This is a genomic window from Nocardia sp. IFM 10818, assembly GCF_054655275.1.
In genome coordinates, this window is record NZ_BAAHJH010000001.1 from 6,148,148 (window position 1) to 6,164,764 (window position 16,617).

18 protein-coding genes are annotated in these 16,617 nt (G+C 67.8%); 6 read left to right on the forward strand and 12 right to left on the reverse strand.

The features are described 5' to 3' along the window. Nucleotides 1–4 precede the first annotated feature (4 nt). Nucleotides 5–715, reverse strand: coding sequence for a DUF6875 domain-containing protein (locus tag ACYQ5L_RS28610; protein WP_459961337.1), 711 nt, complete (start codon nt 713–715; stop codon nt 5–7). A gap of 215 nt (nt 716–930) precedes the next feature. After that, entirely contained in the window at nt 931–2,322 is a 1,392-nt protein-coding gene (locus ACYQ5L_RS28615) for a glycine--tRNA ligase (RefSeq protein WP_379195691.1), read from the reverse strand. A 193-nt stretch (nt 2,323–2,515) separates the two neighbouring features. Between ACYQ5L_RS28615 and ACYQ5L_RS28620 the strand changes: the two genes are divergently transcribed. The 3 genes from ACYQ5L_RS28620 (at nt 2,516) to ACYQ5L_RS28630 (ending at nt 4,373) form a co-directional block, all read left to right on the forward strand. Continuing rightward, complete coding sequence (locus ACYQ5L_RS28620) at nt 2,516–3,463, forward strand: hypothetical protein (RefSeq protein WP_459961338.1); 948 nt, start codon at nt 2,516–2,518, stop codon at nt 3,461–3,463. A gap of 193 nt (nt 3,464–3,656) precedes the next feature. Next, nucleotides 3,657–3,956 (forward strand): ArsR/SmtB family transcription factor, encoded by a 300-nt coding sequence (locus tag ACYQ5L_RS28625; protein ID WP_067541339.1) that lies wholly within the window; start codon nt 3,657–3,659, stop codon nt 3,954–3,956. Nucleotides 3,957–3,959: 3 nt separating this feature from the next. Next, nucleotides 3,960–4,373, forward strand: a complete 414-nt coding sequence (locus tag ACYQ5L_RS28630; protein WP_459961339.1) for a Fur family transcriptional regulator — start codon at nt 3,960–3,962, stop codon at nt 4,371–4,373. Between the two features lie 603 nt (nt 4,374–4,976). On the opposite strand, the gene ACYQ5L_RS28635 is transcribed toward ACYQ5L_RS28630, so the two are convergent. Next, on the reverse strand, nt 4,977–5,936 hold the full coding sequence (locus tag ACYQ5L_RS28635) for a hypothetical protein (RefSeq protein ID WP_459961340.1): 960 nt from the start codon (nt 5,934–5,936) through the stop codon (nt 4,977–4,979). Nucleotides 5,937–6,039: 103 nt separating this feature from the next. Here ACYQ5L_RS28635 and ACYQ5L_RS28640 point away from each other — a divergent pair, with 103 nt between their 5' ends. Continuing rightward, nucleotides 6,040–6,663 (forward strand): TetR/AcrR family transcriptional regulator, encoded by a 624-nt coding sequence (locus tag ACYQ5L_RS28640; RefSeq protein ID WP_459961341.1) that lies wholly within the window; start codon nt 6,040–6,042, stop codon nt 6,661–6,663. A gap of 54 nt (nt 6,664–6,717) precedes the next feature. On the opposite strand, the gene ACYQ5L_RS28645 is transcribed toward ACYQ5L_RS28640, so the two are convergent. The 3 genes from ACYQ5L_RS28645 to recO form a co-directional block, all read right to left on the reverse strand. Beyond that, complete coding sequence (locus ACYQ5L_RS28645) at nt 6,718–7,125, reverse strand: CesT family type III secretion system chaperone (RefSeq protein ID WP_459961342.1); 408 nt, start codon at nt 7,123–7,125, stop codon at nt 6,718–6,720. Continuing rightward, a complete protein-coding gene (locus ACYQ5L_RS28650) occupies nt 7,122–7,916 on the reverse strand; it encodes an isoprenyl transferase (RefSeq protein WP_459961343.1) in 795 nt (264 codons plus the stop codon). Before ACYQ5L_RS28650 ends, ACYQ5L_RS28645 begins: the two co-directional genes overlap by 4 nt. A 100-nt stretch (nt 7,917–8,016) precedes the next feature. Further along, entirely contained in the window at nt 8,017–8,796 is a 780-nt protein-coding gene (gene recO, locus ACYQ5L_RS28655) for a DNA repair protein RecO (RefSeq protein WP_459961344.1), read from the reverse strand. Between the two features lie 133 nt (nt 8,797–8,929). Between recO and ACYQ5L_RS28660 the strand changes: the two genes are divergently transcribed. Both ACYQ5L_RS28660 and ACYQ5L_RS28665 read left to right on the forward strand, forming a co-directional pair. Further along, the gene (locus tag ACYQ5L_RS28660) at nt 8,930–9,391 is read left to right on the forward strand and encodes a GNAT family N-acetyltransferase (RefSeq protein WP_459961345.1); all 462 of its coding nucleotides are present in this window, start codon (nt 8,930–8,932) and stop codon (nt 9,389–9,391) included. A gap of 108 nt (nt 9,392–9,499) precedes the next feature. After that, nucleotides 9,500–10,921 carry an amidase gene (locus tag ACYQ5L_RS28665; protein ID WP_459961346.1) on the forward strand — a complete coding sequence of 474 codons (1,422 nt, stop codon included), beginning with the start codon at nt 9,500–9,502 and terminating at the stop codon, nt 10,919–10,921. A 244-nt stretch (nt 10,922–11,165) separates the two neighbouring features. On the opposite strand, the gene era is transcribed toward ACYQ5L_RS28665, so the two are convergent. The 6 genes from era to ACYQ5L_RS28695 all read right to left on the reverse strand — a co-directional run bounded on the left by era (nt 11,166) and on the right by ACYQ5L_RS28695 (nt 16,570). Further along, on the reverse strand, nt 11,166–12,107 hold the full coding sequence (era, locus tag ACYQ5L_RS28670; RefSeq protein ID WP_459961347.1) for a GTPase Era: 942 nt from the start codon (nt 12,105–12,107) through the stop codon (nt 11,166–11,168). Next, the gene (locus ACYQ5L_RS28675; protein ID WP_459961348.1) at nt 12,104–12,514 is read right to left on the reverse strand and encodes a cytidine deaminase; all 411 of its coding nucleotides are present in this window, start codon (nt 12,512–12,514) and stop codon (nt 12,104–12,106) included. Before ACYQ5L_RS28675 ends, era begins: the two co-directional genes overlap by 4 nt. Beyond that, nucleotides 12,507–13,832 carry a hemolysin family protein gene (locus ACYQ5L_RS28680; RefSeq protein WP_459961349.1) on the reverse strand — a complete coding sequence of 442 codons (1,326 nt, stop codon included), beginning with the start codon at nt 13,830–13,832 and terminating at the stop codon, nt 12,507–12,509. Before ACYQ5L_RS28680 ends, ACYQ5L_RS28675 begins: the two co-directional genes overlap by 8 nt. Then, entirely contained in the window at nt 13,829–14,383 is a 555-nt protein-coding gene (ybeY, locus tag ACYQ5L_RS28685; RefSeq protein WP_459961350.1) for an rRNA maturation RNase YbeY, read from the reverse strand. Before ybeY ends, ACYQ5L_RS28680 begins: the two co-directional genes overlap by 4 nt. 22 nt (nt 14,384–14,405) lie before the next feature. Further along, a complete protein-coding gene (locus tag ACYQ5L_RS28690; protein ID WP_379196350.1) occupies nt 14,406–15,476 on the reverse strand; it encodes a PhoH family protein in 1,071 nt (356 codons plus the stop codon). A 200-nt stretch (nt 15,477–15,676) separates the two neighbouring features. Further along, the gene (locus ACYQ5L_RS28695) at nt 15,677–16,570 is read right to left on the reverse strand and encodes a LysR family transcriptional regulator (RefSeq protein WP_459961351.1); all 894 of its coding nucleotides are present in this window, start codon (nt 16,568–16,570) and stop codon (nt 15,677–15,679) included. Between the last annotated feature and the right edge of the window lie 47 nt (nt 16,571–16,617).

A 16,617-nucleotide genomic window follows, 5' to 3' on the forward strand; every position in this document is an offset into this window, starting at 1 on the left:
CACCTCACCGGGTCGCGGGCGAGCAGTCGTCTTCGGGCTGTTCCTCGTACGCCGGCACCCAGGTGTCGGGACGAGAGGTCAAGCGCCCCACCATGACCGCTCGCACATGCGCGGGCACCATGGGTGCGAACTTGCGCACGTACGCGTTCATCCATTCCGGCTTACCGAGCAGGAACGGGAAATCGGTTGTCATCATCGAACGCACCACCAACATCGGCAGCGGCGCGTCCAATGGCCGAAAATCCTTGTTCCACAAGCCCGGCTGATCGCAACCCGGGTAAAATTGCCCGAGCATCGTCCCCTGTTCCACGAATTTGGTCTTGAATTCTTCGTGGATCTCATCGATGAGTGAATAGTCGGTAAGGTTCGGGAACACCGTGATCAATGCGCGCAGGACGGAGGTGGAACTGCCGTTCCCCGTGGGCAGTTCGGGATAAACCTCCAATGCGTCCTTGATGATCGCCCGCACCCACACGGGCCGCGGCTCCGCGGCCGGGACCTGCGCCAGCCACAGCAGATCGCGCCGCATGGACGGCCGGACATACGGGCACACGGGCCCGTCTCGACCCAGTTCGTCACTGGGACGGGTCAGAAAGGATTCAGCCCAAGATCGAAAAGCCGCTACCGTGGACCGGGCGGCTGGACAAGATGATCCGGTGTCCCCCAATGAGACCCATTGCAGCCCCGAGCGGGGGCCAGTAACACGCTCGCTCATGACTCACCTCGGCAGAATCGAGCTACAGCGAAGAGCGCCGTTGCCCATACACCTATTCCATAGTGCGCCGGTCATGGGTCGTTAACACGAGTAGTGCGATACCTGAATTACGCTTTAGCGCCCCAAATTTCGGGGGCAGATGAATAAAGAAAAGACCGGTCAGGCATTGACCGGTCTTTTCTGAATGCAACTGTCAGGTCGTTGCCGACCCGTTCTCAGGCGCCGATGAGACGGGCGGCCAGGTAGCCCTCTACTTGATCAAGAGCGATCCGCTCCTGCGCCATGGAGTCCCGCTCACGCACGGTGACCGCGTGATCCTCGAGCGTGTCGAAGTCCACGGTGATGCAGAACGGGGTGCCGATCTCGTCCTGACGACGGTAACGGCGGCCGATCGCCCCGGAATCATCGAATTCGACATTCCAGTTCTTGCGCAGCTGAGCGGCCAGATCCTTGGCCTTCGGCGACAGATCGGCATTGCGCGACAGCGGCAGCACCGCGGCCTTCACCGGAGCCAAGCGGCGATCCAGGCGCAGCACCGTGCGCTTCTCCATGACACCCTTGGCATTCGGCGCCTCGTCCTCGTTGTAGGCGTCCACCAGGAAGGCCATCAGCGAGCGGGTCAGGCCGGCCGCCGGCTCGATCACGAACGGGGTGTAGCGCTCGCCCGTGTTCTGGTCGAAGAAGCTCAGGTCCTGCCCCGAATGCTCGGAATGAGTCTTCAGGTCGAAGTCGGTGCGGTTGGCGACGCCCTCCAGCTCACCCCACTCGCTGCCCTGGAAGCGGAAGCGGTACTCGATGTCCACCGTGCGGGTGGAGTAGTGCGAGAGCTTCTCCTTCGGGTGCTCGTACAGCCGCAGGTTCTCCGGATCGATGCCCAGGTCGGTGTACCAGGCCATACGGGTGTCGATCCAGTACTGATGCCACTGCTCGTCTTCACCCGGCTTGACGAAGAACTCCATCTCCATCTGCTCGAACTCGCGGGTGCGGAAGATGAAGTTGCCCGGGGTGATCTCGTTGCGGAAGCTCTTGCCGATCTGGGCGATGCCGAACGGCGGCTTCTTGCGCGCGGTGGTCTCGATGTTCTTGTAGTTGACGAAGATGCCCTGCGCGGTCTCCGGGCGCAGGTAGTGCATGCCCTCTTCGGATTCCACCGGGCCCAGGTAGGTCTTCAGCATCATGTTGAAGTCCTTGGGCTCGGTCCACTTGCCCACGGTGCCGCAGTCCGGGCACACGATGAGCTCCATGGACACCGCATCCGGGTCGTCGAGCTTGTGCTTCTCGGCGTAGGCCTCCTGCAGGTGGTCCTGCCGGTGCCGCTTGTGGCAGTTGAGGCATTCCACCAGCGGGTCGTTGAACACCGCGACATGGCCCGAGGCCACCCACACCTGACGCGGCAGGATGATCGAGGAGTCCAGGCCGACCACGTCGTCGCGGCTGGTCACCATGGACCGCCACCACTGGCGCTTGATGTTCTCCTTGAGTTCGACACCCAGCGGCCCGTAGTCCCACGCCGACCGTGTGCCGCCGTAGATCTCGCCGCTCGGGTACACCAGACCCCGACGCTTGGCGAGGTTGGCGACGGTGTCCACCTTCGACTTGGGTGCCACTCGAGATATCTCCATCCGGTCCGGAAGATTGCAAGGGATTGGTTCAAGACTATCTGCACGGTGCTAGCCGTTTTACACCACCTGCGGTCCGAGTGCGGGATAGTGAAAAGGCATAGGCCGCCGAGCGCGGACCGCCGGGGAGGGCGTCGCGCGGTAGCGGCGGCGAGGGACGAAGTTCCGACGGGGGTCGGCCATGCAGAATTTTCCCTTCCAACAGTTCGACGACGCCTGGGCGCGGGCGGCCGAAACGCGCGCGCTGCGCGAGCAGCGGCGGAAGAAGCGCCTGATCGGCATTGCGGTGATCGGCAGTGTGGCGGCGCTGCTGGCGGTCGCCGTGGTCTTGCTGCCGCGGCTCGGCGGCGATGATCCCGCGAGCGCGGTGGCCACGACACGGCCGACCACGGCGCCCACGGCGACCGTCGATACCAGCCGCGTGGATCTGAATCACCCGTACGACGGCACACCCGCGGCGTCGTGGTTCGAAGGCGAGGCGGGCATCGTGCTGCCCGCGGCGGCACCGGTCGGGCGGTATTCGGCGGAGCAGGTCGCGTACGCCATGGAACGCGCGAAACTGCTGATCACCCTGTCGCGGCTCAATGCGTACACGATCCGCTATCACGACGCCGAGCCGGCGCTGAAACTGCTCGCATCGATCCATGCCGAGCGGGATATCCGGCCCCTGCTCGTGCCCGGCGACGAGGAGAAGACCTGGTGGCTGTTGGAGCGCGTGCATCCCGATTACGAGTTGCTGCCGGTGAAACCACGGGTCAACGGGTCGATGACGGTCGCGCTCAACGAGGAGGGTGAGCTGGTGGTGCACACCGATTACCTCATCGCCTACGCCTTCCATACCGATTCCCCGCCGAAGCTGACGGACTACTTCGAGATCATCTCGGTAGTCCGGGATCAGGTCGATTACCTCCTGGTCGACGACCAGAAGTGGACCGACGACTCGCAGGGGATGTGGATCGGCGACGCCAAAGGGTTCGCCTATTCGGTGAACTGTGAACTGGGCGGTGAGGGTTTCCTGGCGCCCAACTACAGCAACCCGCCCAGCACGTACGGCGGCACTCCGGATACCCGATCGCCGGAGTCGTACTTCGATCCGACCTTGCCGATCGCGACCGGAATCGACTGTTGAATCGGAGGCGCTTCGGACCGTTCCCGCGCGCCTATTTGACATGCACACCTGTGCATACGGATACTTGGCATCGATTTCCAATAAGGAGTTGGTTCCGATGACCACGGACAGCGGTGCACCTCTGCGGCGCTCCCGCGTCGCGACCGAGGCCCCGGCCGCGATCCCCCACGACCCATACCCGTACCGGTCGCCCATGCCGCCCGCGGTGCCGTCGCGCACGATTCTCGATTCCGCGGGAGAATTGCTGCGCGCGCTCGCCGCGCCCGTGCGCATCGCCATCGTGCTGCAGCTACGCGAATCACCGCGCTGCGTGCACGAACTGGTCGACACGCTCGGGGTGACGCAGCCGCTGATCAGCCAGCACCTGCGCATCCTCAAGTCGGCGGGCGTGGTGCGCGGCGAACGCACCGGCCGTGAAGTGATCTATGAACTCGTGGACGAACACCTGGCGCACATCGTGATCGACGCCGTCGCCCACGCCGAGGAAGGGTGACCCGTGGGAAGCACCGAGAAGACGGTGGGCGTCCGCAGCACCCGCCAGCGCAGCGCCATCTCCGCCCTGCTGGCGGACATCGACGAATTCCGATCCGCGCAGGAACTGCACGACGAACTCCGCAAACGCGGTGAGGGCATCGGCCTGACCACCGTCTACCGCACCCTGCAATCCCTCGCCGAAGCCGGCATGGTCGACGTGCTCCGCACCGACTCCGGGGAATCGGTGTACCGCCAGTGCTCCACCGGCCACCACCATCACCTGGTCTGCCGCAACTGCGGCAGCACCGTCGAGGTGGAAGGGCCCACCGTCGAAGCCTGGGCCGACTCCATCGCCGCCGAACACGGTTTCACCGACATCAGCCACACCATGGAAATCTTCGGCACCTGCCGCCCCTGCTCCAACGGGAAGCGCTGAAAAGACGCTGACGCTAGGTCGTGGGGGCTTCGCCCCCACACCCCCGGAAGAGAAATCGGGGGCAAGCCCCCGAACCCCCGGATCAAGGGCGGGCCCGACCGCAGCGCCCGCACAGCCGAACCCACAACCCCGCGCGGCCGGACCCACAACCTCGCGCGGCCGGACTCGCAATCTCGCGCAGCCGAACCCACAACCTCGCGCGGCCGGGCTCGCAACCCCGCGCGGCCGGGCTCGCAACCTCGCGCGGCCGGGCTCGCAGTCTCGCGCAGCCGGACCCACAACCTCGCGCAGCCGAGCTCGCAGTCTCGCGCAGCCGGACCCACAACCTCGCGCAGCCGAGCTCGCAGTCTCGCGCAGCCGGACTCACAATCTCACGCAGCCAGGCTCGCAATCTCGCGCAGCCGGACCCACAACCCCACGCAGCCGGACTCGCAATCTCGCGCAGCCGGACCCACAACCCCACGCAGTCGGGCTCGCAGTCTCGCGGAGCCGGGCCCGGAGCCCGGGGCGGCAAGCGTCGAATCTGGCGAGGGCGTACTTTCAAGTCCCTCGATACAACGCGCGCCCCGTGCAGTTTCTGCACGGGGCGCGTTGGGTTTTGGGTCAGGCGGCCGGGGCGAGTTCGGGGGCCTGGGTTGATTCGCGGGTGCGGAGGGTGGCGAAGGTGAGCAGGGCCAGGGCGGCGGCGGACCAGGTTAGGAGGACGGTCAGGGGGGTGGTGGCGGCGGCGCCGTCGAAGAAGGCTACCGAGCGGAGAAGGGAGGCGGCGGCGCCGGGCGGGAGGAGCTGGCCGAGGGCGCCCCAGGGCTGGGGGAGCATTTCGGGGGCGGAAGTGGCTGCGGAGAAGGGGTTTCCGATGAGGAGCATGGTGAGGGCGGCGAGGCCGATGCCGGGGCGGCCCAGGGCGGCGGCGAGGCCGACTACCGTGCCGGCTACGGCGAAGGAGACGAGGGCGGCGATGGCGGCCATGGTCAGGTAGTTGCCGGGGATGAGGGACAGCCAGCCTTGGACGATGGTCATGCTCAGAAGGCCGCCGGCGAGGGCGAAGCTGGTCACCCCGAGGGCGCGGGCGGGAATGGACGGGATGAGGAGGGTGAGCAGGACGCCAGCGGCTATGCCGGACATGACCAGGGGCAGGACCATGGCGCCGAAGCCACTGCCGCGCGGGTCGTCCGGGTCGGCGGCGACCACGTCCTCGGCGGGGGTGGGGACGGCGCCGGAGAGCTGCTGGGTCATGGCCGAAAGCTGCTGGGCCACAGCGGGACTGGCGGCGGAGGCGATCAGGGCGCGGGGCTGGGCGCCGGTGATGATGGCGCCGTAGACCTCGCGGTTCTCGATGGCGGCGCGGGCGGCGGGCTCGTCGGCGAAGGTGCGGATGTCGAAGGCGTCCGGATCGTGGGCGGCCAGTTTGCCGGCGACCGCGGCGGCCTGCGGGCCGGCGACGGCGACGGGGAGGTCGCGGGGGGCGATATTGGCGGCGGGCCAGGCGAAGGCGATGAGCATGACGGCCTGGATGAGGGCGGCGGCGAGTCCGAGGGCAACGGCGCGTTTTGTGGTGTTCATCAGGTCACTTCCAAAAAAGCGAAGGTTCGTTCTTTTTGTTGGGACAACCCTGACATCCAGCTGTCAGCTTGTCAAGAACGGATATTCGTTTTACTTTGGACGCATGCCCCGAGTCAGCGAAGAACACCTGGAACGCCGCAGGCAGCAGATCCTCGACGCCGCGCAAACGTGCTTCGCCCGCAAGGGCCTTCACACCACCACCATGCAGGACGTCTTCGCCGAGTCCGGCCTGTCCGCGGGTGCGGTGTACCGCTACTTCAAGTCCAAGGACGACATCATCTCGGCCCTCACCACCGAAGCCACGGTCGATCTACGGGCGTCCCTCAGCGAAGCCGTGCACAGCGACCCGCTCCCCACTCCCCCGGAACTCATTCGCACCATCGCCGAAACCATCGTCACCCTCAGCGCCCCCGGCGGCCCGGTGCGGCTCATCCCCCAGGCGTGGGCCCTGGCCCTCACCGATCCCAATATCGGCGATTACGTCCGCACCAATATCGGCGGCATCCGCCGGCTGTGGCGCGACTACGCCGAGCGCATGGTCGAGGTCGGCTGGCTCCCGCCGGACGCCGACACCGACGCCGTGGCCAAGGCCCTGCTCGGCGTGCTACCCGGATTCATCCTGCAATACCTCATCCTGGGCGACACCGATCCGGAAACCCTGGCCCGCGGCGTCACCCAGCTGTTCCCCGACTACCGCGCCACCGCCGGCCAAATCACCCACGGCTGAACAAGTTTCGAGGTTCACACCCCTGGTGTGCACCGGCCGCGAGGCGGCGGCCCCTCAGGGCAGCAAGCCCTGCCGCGCCCGCCCGGCTCCGGACAGCACGAGCAGCAGCATCGTCGCCAACGCCTCGTCGTCCAGCCCGGCGGCGGGGAAGGTGTAGCGCAGGATCACATCGGCCTGCTTGTCGTGGCCGACGACGGTGATGGAGCCGAACTGCAGCGCGGCATTGCGCTCGGCAACGCGCTTGTGCAGCTGCGGTTTCAGCGGGCGATCCCAGGCCAGCACGCAGGTCAGCGTGAGCACGTCGAGGCCGGGCGCGAGATTGACCGCGCGCAGCGAGCACAGCGCGCCGTCGAATTCGAATCCGAGGCCGCCGTCCTCGACGCGCACATCGACGTCGTAGCGCAGCAGGCAGGCCCCCGCCCGCGCCTGCAGCTCCTCGGCAGCGGTCAGCTCGTCGCTCACTTCACGCCGCCGAACCGGCGATCGCGCTTGGCGTACTCCAGGCACGCCTCCCACAGGTTGCGCCGATCGAAATCCGGGAAAAGCGTGTGCTGGAACACGAATTCGGCGTACGCCGACTGCCAGATCAGGAAGTTCGAGGACCGCAGCTCACCCGAGGGCCGCAGGAACAGATCCACATCCGGCATATCCGGTTCATCCAGATAGCGTGCGACGGTGGCCTCGTTCACCTTCTCCGGATCCAGCTCCCCCGCCGCCACCCGCCGCGCGATTTCCCGTGCGGCATCGGCGATCTCGGCCCGCCCGCCGTAGTTCACGCACATGGTGAGCGTCATCACCGTATTGTCCTGCGTGAGCTCCTCCGCGATCTCCAATTCCTTGATCACGCTGCGCCACAACCGCGGTCGCCGCCCCGCCCACCGCACGCGCACCCCCATCTCGTGCATCTCATCGCGCCGCCGCCGGATGACATCGCGGTTGAACCCCATGAGGAACCGCACCTCATCCGGGCTCCGCTTCCAGTTCTCGGTGGAGAACGCGTACGCCGAAAGCCACTTCACCCCGATCTCGATGCACCCCTCCACGGTGTCCATCAACACCGCTTCCCCGCGCTCGTGCCCCGCGGTCCGCGGCAGCCCACGATCCTGCGCCCACCGTCCGTTCCCGTCCATTACGAGCGCCACGTGCTTGGGCACGAACTCGGCCGGAATAGCGGGCGGGGTGGCCCCCGACGGATGCGGCGACGGCGGACGCACGGTGCGCAGTGCTGTGGAGGGCTTACGGTTACCGATCACGCCACTATCCTGCCCGATGCCGGAACACGCCCGACTTCGACCACGGGATTCGCACGAGAACTCCACGAACTCCGCACATCGGCTCGGAGCGACCCGGTGATCAGCCGATTGCGGCGGCGGATTCGATCTGGTCGGCGGCCTCGTGCGGGCGGGTGCGCTCGATGAGGGGCAGGGTGCGGAGCTGGCGTTCGAGGTGCCATTGCAGGTGGGCGGCGATGAGGCCGCTGGCTTGGCGGCGCATGTGGTCGGGGATGGCGGTGACGCCGGACCAGTCGCCGCGGTGGAGGGCGCTCATGTGGTCGAGAACGCCGACCATGGGGGTGGCGGCGCCCGGGGGGCGGCAGTGGACGCAGACGGCGCCGCCCGCCGCGACGTGGAAGGCGCGGTGGGGGCCGGGGGTGGCGCAGCGGGCGCAGTCGTCGAGGGCGGGGGCCCAGCCGGCGAAACCCATGGCGCGTAGCAGGAATGCGTCGAGGATCAGTTCGTGGGGGCGCTGGCCGAGGGCGATGGCGCGCAAGGCTCCGGCGGTGAGGGTGTGCAGGCGGGGCGCGGGGGCGCGTTCCTCGCCGGCCAGGCGTTCGGCGGTTTCCAGGACGGCGCAGGCGGTGGTGTAGCGGCCGTAGTCGGCGACGATGTCGGCGGCGAAGGATTCGACGGTGTGCACCTGGGTGACCACGTCGAGGTTGCGGCCGGGGTGGAGTTGCACGTCGATGTAGGCGAACGGCTCGAGGCGCGCGCCGAATTTGGAACGGGTGCGGCGGACGCCCTTGGCGACCGCGCGGACCAGGCCGTGCTGGCGGGTCAGGAGGGTGACGATACGGTCGGCCTCGCCCAGCTTGTGCTGGCGCAACACCACCGCATGATCCCGATACAACCGCACCGCAACAGTCTCGCACGAAGGACCGACCGGGGAGCACAGTGTCGCGGGGCGTGTACCGGCCGCGGGTTTCGGCCGGGTGGCCGGCGATGGTAAATCGCTGGCCGCCGGGCTGGGGGGCGATCATGATGGGGCGGTGACCAATTCGGAAACGGTGTCCGGGGTAGTGCTGGAGGCGCAGCTCAGCGAGGAGCGGCTGGCATTGCTGGAGGAGCGGCTCGACGAGTACAACAGCGCGCATTCGCCGGTGCTGCGGCGGCTGAATCAGCTGCCCGAGCAAGGCGATGAGCCGGTGCAGGTCTACCTGCTCCAGGAGGGGCGGATGATCGGCGGGCTCACCGGGCGCACCTGGGCGGACTGGCTGGTCATCGATATGTTCTGGGTGCACGAGGAGCATCGCGGGGGCGGGCTGGGCGGACGGCTGCTCGCCGCCGCCGAGGAGATCGCCAAGGCGCGGGGCTGCACTCGCGCGCGCACCGAGACCTGGGATTTCCAGTCGCCCAAGTTCTATCTCGGCCACGGCTTCCGGATCGTCGGCGAGGTGCCCGACTTTCCGCCGGGCGCCGTCGAGTACATCCTCGCCAAAGACCTCGCCTGACGCGCGTCTCGGCGGGCTCGCACTCCCGTACCAGTCGGATGACAGGCATTGGACGTGTGACCAGAATCGCGCTACGTTTCCCCGGTACGGCAGGGAGACGGGGTTCACATGACGATGGCGTCGGTTGGCGAATACGGACTGGCGGAGCTGGCGGCGGCGCTGGCGAAGGGTGAGGTCACCTCGGTGGAGGCGACCGGCGCGGCTCTCGATCGGATCGAGGCCAGTCAGAGCACGCTCAATGCCTTCCGGATCGTGCGGCGCGAAGCCGCGCTGGCCGAGGCCGCCGCGGCGGACCGCAAGCTCGCCGCGGGGGAACGGGCCCCGCTGCTCGGGGTGCCGATCGCCATCAAGGACGACACCGATCTCGCCGGGACGCCCACGGCCTTCGGATGCGGCGGCGAGTTTCCGATGAAAACCGAAGACGCCGAATCGGTTCGGCGGCTCCGAGCGGCCGGCGCCGTGATCGTCGGCAAGACCAATACCTGCGAGCTCGGGCAGCTGCCGTTCACCAGCGGTGACGCGTTCGGGCACACCCGGAACCCGTGGAGCGCGGGACACACCCCGGGCGGCTCCTCCGGTGGGTCCGCGGCGGCCGTGGCGGCCGGATTGGTCCCCGCCGCACTGGGTTCCGACGGCGCCGGGTCGGTGCGCATCCCGTCGGCGTGGAACAACCTGGTGGGCATCAAGCCGCAGCGCGGGCGCATCTCCACCTGGCCGCTGCCCGAAGCGTTCCACGGGCTCACCGTGAACGGGCCGCTCGCCCGGACCGTCGCCGATGCCGCACTGCTGCTCGATGCCGCCGCCGGACCGCATCCCGGCGACAAGCACACGCCGCGCGCGCTGCGGGTCTCCGACGCCGTCGGGCGCGATCCGGGCCGGCTGCGCATCGCGCTCTCGCTGCGAATCCCGTTCACCGCCACCAGAACCGCGCTCGATCGCGAGGTGGAAGCGCGCGTCCACGCCACGGCGAACACATTGCGCCGCCTCGGCCACGAGGTGACCATCGCGGACCTGAACTACGGCGTCCTCATGGGCGCGACCTTCCTGCCGCGCTCCATGGTCGGCATCCGGGAGGCCCTGAACCGCCTGCCCGACGCGGTCGTGGACCCGCGCACCAAGTCCAATGCGCTCACCGGCCGCATCCTGGAACCGCTGCTGTTCGCCGCCCGCCAGGCGGAACCCTTGCTGCGCATGCGAATCGGCCGCTTCTTCCACGACCACGACATCGTCCTGGCCCCGACCACGGCCACCCCTCCCCCGGGCGTGCACGAGATCGACGGCATCGGCAACTGGGCCACGGACGCGCTCATCACCGCCGCGTGCCCTTACACCTGGCCGTGGAATGTGCTGGGCTGGCCCGCGGTGAACGTCCCCGCGGGCTTCACCGCGAGCGGCCTGCCGGTCGGCGCGCAGCTCATGGGTCCCGCCGACTCCGAGCCGCTGCTGGTTTCCGTTGCCGCCCAACTGGAATCCGAGCTGAAGTGGTACGACCAGCGCCCCACCGACTGGTGGAGCCGGCCCGTCGCGTGACCCGAATCCGCTGACCCGCACCGGATCCCGTGGCCGCAATCCCTTGCGGTGACGCCCCTGCCGAAGCACGCGGTCACCGCGCAGGAGGCACGCACGACCGCTGGAACAGCGCTCCCGGTCGGCTAAGCGCCTGCTCGAAAGTTCTCCCCGTCATTCCGGCGTGCTTTGGCCGGAATCTCGCACGGCGTGGTGGATCCCGGCCAAAAGCACGCCGGGATGACGAGTGGGACTTCTGTCCACACGCTTAGAAGCCGAGCTTGCCGAGCTGCTTCGGATCGCGCTGCCAGTCCTTGGCGACCTTGACGTGCAGGTGCAGGTAGATGCGCACGCCGAGAATGTGCTCGATCTGCTTGCGGGCATTGGTGCCGACCTCTTTGAGCCGCGCGCCGCCCTTGCCGATGATGATGGCCTTCTGGCTGGGGCGTTCGACGTAGAGCAGGGCGTGGACGTCGAGCATGCCGGGGGCGGAGCGCTTGCCCTCGGATTCGTCCTCGTTCTCCTCGCGCTCGAGCACCTCCTCGATGACCACCGCGAGCGAATGCGGTAGCTCATCGCGCACGCCCTCCAGTGCGGCCTCGCGAATGAGCTCGGCCATGAGGGTTTCCTCGGGCTCGTCGGTGAGCTCGCCGTCCGGGTAGAACGCCGGGCCCTCGGGCATCTTCGAGGCGATGACATCGATGAGCACCTCGACCTGCTCACCCTTGACCGCCGACACCGGCACCACATCGGCCTCGGGACCGAGCAGCTGGGAGACGGCCATGAGCTGGTGCGCGACCTGGTCGCGGTTCACCTTGTCGATCTTGGTGACCACGCCGAGCAGGGTGGTCTTGGGCGCCATCATCTTGACCTGCTCCACGATCCAGCGATCGCCGGGCCCGATCTTCTCGTCCGCCGGGATGCAGAGGGCGATGACGTCGACCTCGGAATAGGTATCGCGCACCAGGTCGTTGAGCCGCTGCCCGAGCAGGGTGCGCGGCCGGTGCAGGCCGGGGGTGTCGACCAGGATGAGCTGGGCGTGCTCGCGGTGCACGATGCCGCGGATGGTGTGCCGGGTGGTCTGCGGGCGCGAGGAGGTGATGGCGATCTTCTGCCCCACCAGGGCATTGGTCAGCGTGGACTTGCCGGTGTTCGGCCGGCCCACGAAACACACGAAGCCCGAACGGAATTCGTCCTTGGAATTGCTCACTCGTATACCTCCGACTCGGTTTCCAGATCGAAGCCCTCGGGAATGCCGGGCCGGGTCGCCGGATCGCCCTCCACGGGGCCCTCCAGCATTTCGAACACCGCGCCCTTGGCGTCGGTGAAAATGACTCGCGCCGAAGGCGATACCTCGCGCACCGCGGCCACGCCCTGATCGGAGAACTTGCCCGCGACCACGACCGCGCACTCGAATCCCTCGGCGCCGCTGGAGACGGCCGCCGCCACCGCGGCCTGCAGGGCGGTCAGCCGCAGCGCCGCCAGGCTCACCTCACCGGCCGCGTAGGTGCGCCCGTCGTGATCGCGCACCGCCGCGCCGCCGCTGCCGCCGGTACGCCCCATCGCGCCACGAGCGAGGATCAGCAGCTTGTTGTCCTCGGCATCCAATTCAATCATCGCCTTCTCCATCCTCGTGTGCGCCGCCGCCCGGCTTGTGTTCGGCCGGTTCGGTTTTGGCTTTGTCCGGGGCGCGCCGCACCACGACCGTGTGCACCCGCACCCGGCCGCGCGCGTCCGCGCCGCCCTCGCCGCGCAATTGCAGGCCGTGGATCACGGCCTTGGAACCCGGCAGCGGTACGCGGCCCAGGGCGTGCGCGAGCAGGCCGCCGACGGTGTCGACATCCTCGTCGTCGATCTCCATATCGAACAGCTCGCCCAGATCCTCCACCGGAAGCCGCGCGGAGACACGGTATTTGCCGTGGCCGATGTCCTCGACCGGATTGATCTCGTCGGTGTCGTACTCGTCGATGATCTCGCCGACGATCTCCTCCAGCACATCCTCGATGGTGACCAGGCCGGCGATACCGCCGTACTCGTCCACCAGCAGCGCCATATGGTTGCGGCGGCGCTGCATTTCATCGAGCAGGGCGTCCAGGGGTTTGGAGTCGGGCACGAAGACGGCGGGGCGCATGACCTCGCGCACCCGCACCTTCTTGCTCCGATCCGCGTACGGCACAAGGTCTTTCAGATACACGACGCCGAGAATGTCGTCGGCGTTCTCGCCGATCACCGGAATCCGCGAATGTCCGGACCGCACAGCCAGATTCATGGCCTGCGAGGCGGTCTTGTCGGCCTCGATCCACACCATCTCGGTGCGCGGCACCATGACCGCGCGGGCGGCGGTCTCGCCGAGCTCGAACACCGACTGGATCATCCGGCGTTCCTCGTCGTCCACCACGCCGCGCTCACCGGCCAGGTCCACGACCTCGCGCAGCTCGATCTCGGAAGCGAAGGGGCCGTTGCGGAATCCCTTACCCGGGGTGATGGCGTTACCGATCAGGATGAGCAACCGGCTCACCGGGCCCAGCATGGTCCCGATGGCCTGCAGGGGCAGCGAGGCGCCCAGCGCCAGCGAATAGGCGTGCTGGCGGCCGAGGGTGCGCGGCCCGACCCCGATCACCAGATAGTCGACCAGCACCATGACCGTCGCGGTCACCAGCAGCGCCTTGACCTCGCCCATCCAGTCCAGCAGCACCGCCGCCAGCAGCACCGTGGCGCTGATCTCGCACAAAATGCGCAGCAGCACCATGAGATTCACATAGCGCGGACGATCGGCGATGATGCGCTGCAATCGCGCCGCACCGGTGCGTTCGGCCCGCACCATATCCTCCACGCGGGCGGCGGAAATGGTGTTCAGCGCCGAATCCAGCGCCGCGAAAATGCCACCCGCGGGCACCAGCACAATGGCCAGCACCAGCAGTACGAATGAATTCACGCCGGGTCCAGCGGATCACCGGCATCGGTGAATCCGGTCTTGCCCAGCAGCCGCCGATCCCGCTCGGCCAGCTCCGCCCGCACCTGCGCCTCGCGCAGGCTCTCGTACCAGCCCTCCAGCAGCGAGGCCTGCAGCGCGAACATCTCCTTCTCGTCCTCGGGCTCGGCATGGTCGTAGCCGAGGAGGTGCAGCACGCCGTGCACGGTCAGCAGCGCGAGCTCGTGGTCCATGGAGTGGCCGGCCTTCTCGGCCTGCTGGGCCGCGAACTCCGGGCAGAGCACGATGTCGCCGAGCATGGAGGGGCCGGGCTCGGCGGCATCGGGCCGCCCGCCCGGCTCCAGCTCGTCCATGGGGAAGGACATGACATCGGTCGGACCCGGCAGGTCCATCCAGCGCATGTGCAGATCCGCCATGGTGTCGAGATCGACCAGCACCATCGACAGCTCGGCCGCCGGATGCACATCCATCTGACCGATCACGAACCGCGCGACGCTGACCAGCTCTTCTTCGGATACCTCGATACCCGATTCATTGGCGATCTCGATACTCACCGGGTAAGCGTATCGGCCGAGATCAGCGTCGCTCCGCGCGGCTCGCGGCACGTCGCTGCGCGCGGTTTCCCGGATAGTGGACCGCCGCGGGCGGGCGGCTCTCCGACTCGTACCGGTCATACGCGTCGACGATGGCTCCGACCAGCCGGTGCCGCACCACATCCGCGCTGGTGAGCTCGGAAATATGGATGTCGTCGATATCGGTGAGGATCTCCGTCGCCGCCCGCAGGCCCGATCGCGACCCGTTCGGCAGGTCGACCTGGGTCACGTCGCCGGTCACCACGATCTTGGACCCGAAGCCCAGGCGGGTGAGGAACATCTTCATCTGCTCGGCCGTGGTGTTCTGCGCCTCGTCGAGAATGATGAACGAATCATTCAGCGTGCGACCGCGCATGTACGCCAGCGGCGCCACCTCGATGACGCCCGCAGCCATGAGCTTGGGAATGGCCTCGGGATCCATCATGTCGTGCAGCGCGTCGTAGAGCGGGCGCAGATACGGGTCGATCTTCTCGTTGAGGGTGCCCGGCAGGAAGCCCAGCCGCTCCCCCGCCTCGACCGCGGGCCGGGTCAGGATGATGCGGTTGACCGCCTTGGTCTGCAGCGCCTGCACGGCCTTGGCCATGGCCAGATAGGTCTTGCCGGTACCGGCCGGGCCGACGCCGAACACAATGGTGTGCGCGTCGATGGCGTCGACATAGCGCTTCTGGTTCAAGGTCTTCGGCCGGATGGTCTTACCGCGCCGGGACAGGATGTCCAGGCTCAGCACCTCGGCCGGAGAGTCGGAGGACCCCTCGGTGAGCATGGAATAGGTGTGCCGGACGGCCTCCGGGGAGACGACGCGATTGCGGGCGGTCAAAGCCACCAGCTGCGCCACCACCCGCTCGGCCAGGGCCACATCGGCCGGCTTGCCGGTGAGGGTGACGGAATTGCCGCGCACATGGATGTCGGCATCGAGAAGCCGCTCGAGTTCACGCAGGTTCTCGTCAGCCGAACCCAGGAATCCGAACACCGACTCCGGTGCCAATTCGATGCTGGAACGAACGGTCCGCCCCGCCGGTCCGGACCCGTTGCCGCCGGCCCCGATGCCGGCAATGGGGGTGTTCTGGTCGCCGATTTCGCCTGGTGTTCTCAAAAGTGGCTATAGCCTGCTTTCCGGTCTCGAGCCTTTGCTTCGTTGATGAAAGTTTAGCGCCGACCACCGACACCGCCCAGTGAATATAGGGCTACCAGCTGCGAAGACGTCCAACCGTCACGGGCTCGAGCCGCGCCGGTGACCGGAACGGCCGCTGGACCTCAGCCCCGCCGGCCCGCCCAGGCGACGGTGAAGTCGCGAAAGCGGCGGACCGCCTCTGACGGCGCGGCGGACGGCGCCCAGACCATGCCGACTTCGCGCACGGCGATCGAATCCGCCAGCGGGAGCAGGACGAGTCCGGGATGCGGGGTGTTCATGGGGGCGTCGTCGAGCGGCAGGATCGAGACTCCCAGGCCGACCGCGATCAGCCCGGCGATGGTGGTGAGATTGCTGCACTCGAAACTGATGCGCGGACGGAAATCGGCTGCGGCACAGAGGTCTTCGAGGACATGGCGCATGCCGAAACCCGGATGCATGGCGATGAAGTCCGATTCGGCGGCGTCGGACAAGTGGACTTGGCGACGGGTGGCCAAGCGGTGGTCGGCCGGAACCGCCAGACCCAGCCGCTGATGTAGCAGGGGTCGCCAACCCACCCGAGGCGCAGTGGGTTTCGGGGAGACCAGTCCGAGATCGGCGGCGCCCGAGAGCACGAGTGCGGTGACGGTGTCGGCGGCGTCCTGGGCGAGAGTGAAGGTGACGCGCCCGGAGGTGCGGCGAAAACCCGCGATCAGTTCGGGCACCACGCGTGCGCCGAGCGAGTGCTGGAAGGCGAGCCGGACCACGCCCTGAGCCGGATTGGCGAGGTCGGCGAGCGCCATTGCGGCAGCGTCCATTTCGGCCTGGGCGCGGCGGGCGTGCTCATAGTAGACGCGGCCGAAGTCGTTGAGAGTGAGCCGTTTCCCGTGGCGATCGAAGAGCTGCACACCCAGACGCCGCTCCAGCCGGGCCAGCACGCGGGACAGAGTCGGCTGTGCGATGTGCAGCCGGTCCGCGGCAGCACCGACGCGCTCGAGTTCGGCGAGCGTGAGGAACCAGGACAGATCGTCGCTGGGCATATCGGCCTCCGGTGCGGCTCGGGAGGAGCGGTCCACGGTGCGGCTCG

Bases quoted from the DNA above. Each gene is read 5' to 3' on its own strand.
- ACYQ5L_RS28610 (WP_459961337.1), bottom strand. From the start codon at position 715: ATGAGCGAGCGTGTTACTGGCCCCCGCTCGGGGCTGCAATGGGTCTCA.
- ACYQ5L_RS28620 (WP_459961338.1), top strand. From the start codon at position 2,516: ATGCAGAATTTTCCCTTCCAACAGTTCGACGACGCCTGGGCGCGGGCG.
- ACYQ5L_RS28625 (WP_067541339.1), top strand. From the start codon at position 3,657: ATGCCGCCCGCGGTGCCGTCGCGCACGATTCTCGATTCCGCGGGAGAA.
- ACYQ5L_RS28635 (WP_459961340.1), bottom strand. From the start codon at position 5,936: ATGAACACCACAAAACGCGCCGTTGCCCTCGGACTCGCCGCCGCCCTC.
- ACYQ5L_RS28640 (WP_459961341.1), top strand. From the start codon at position 6,040: ATGCCCCGAGTCAGCGAAGAACACCTGGAACGCCGCAGGCAGCAGATC.
- ACYQ5L_RS28665 (WP_459961346.1), top strand. From the start codon at position 9,500: ATGACGATGGCGTCGGTTGGCGAATACGGACTGGCGGAGCTGGCGGCG.
- ACYQ5L_RS28675 (WP_459961348.1), bottom strand. From the start codon at position 12,514: ATGATTGAATTGGATGCCGAGGACAACAAGCTGCTGATCCTCGCTCGT.
- ACYQ5L_RS28695 (WP_459961351.1), bottom strand. From the start codon at position 16,570: ATGCCCAGCGACGATCTGTCCTGGTTCCTCACGCTCGCCGAACTCGAG.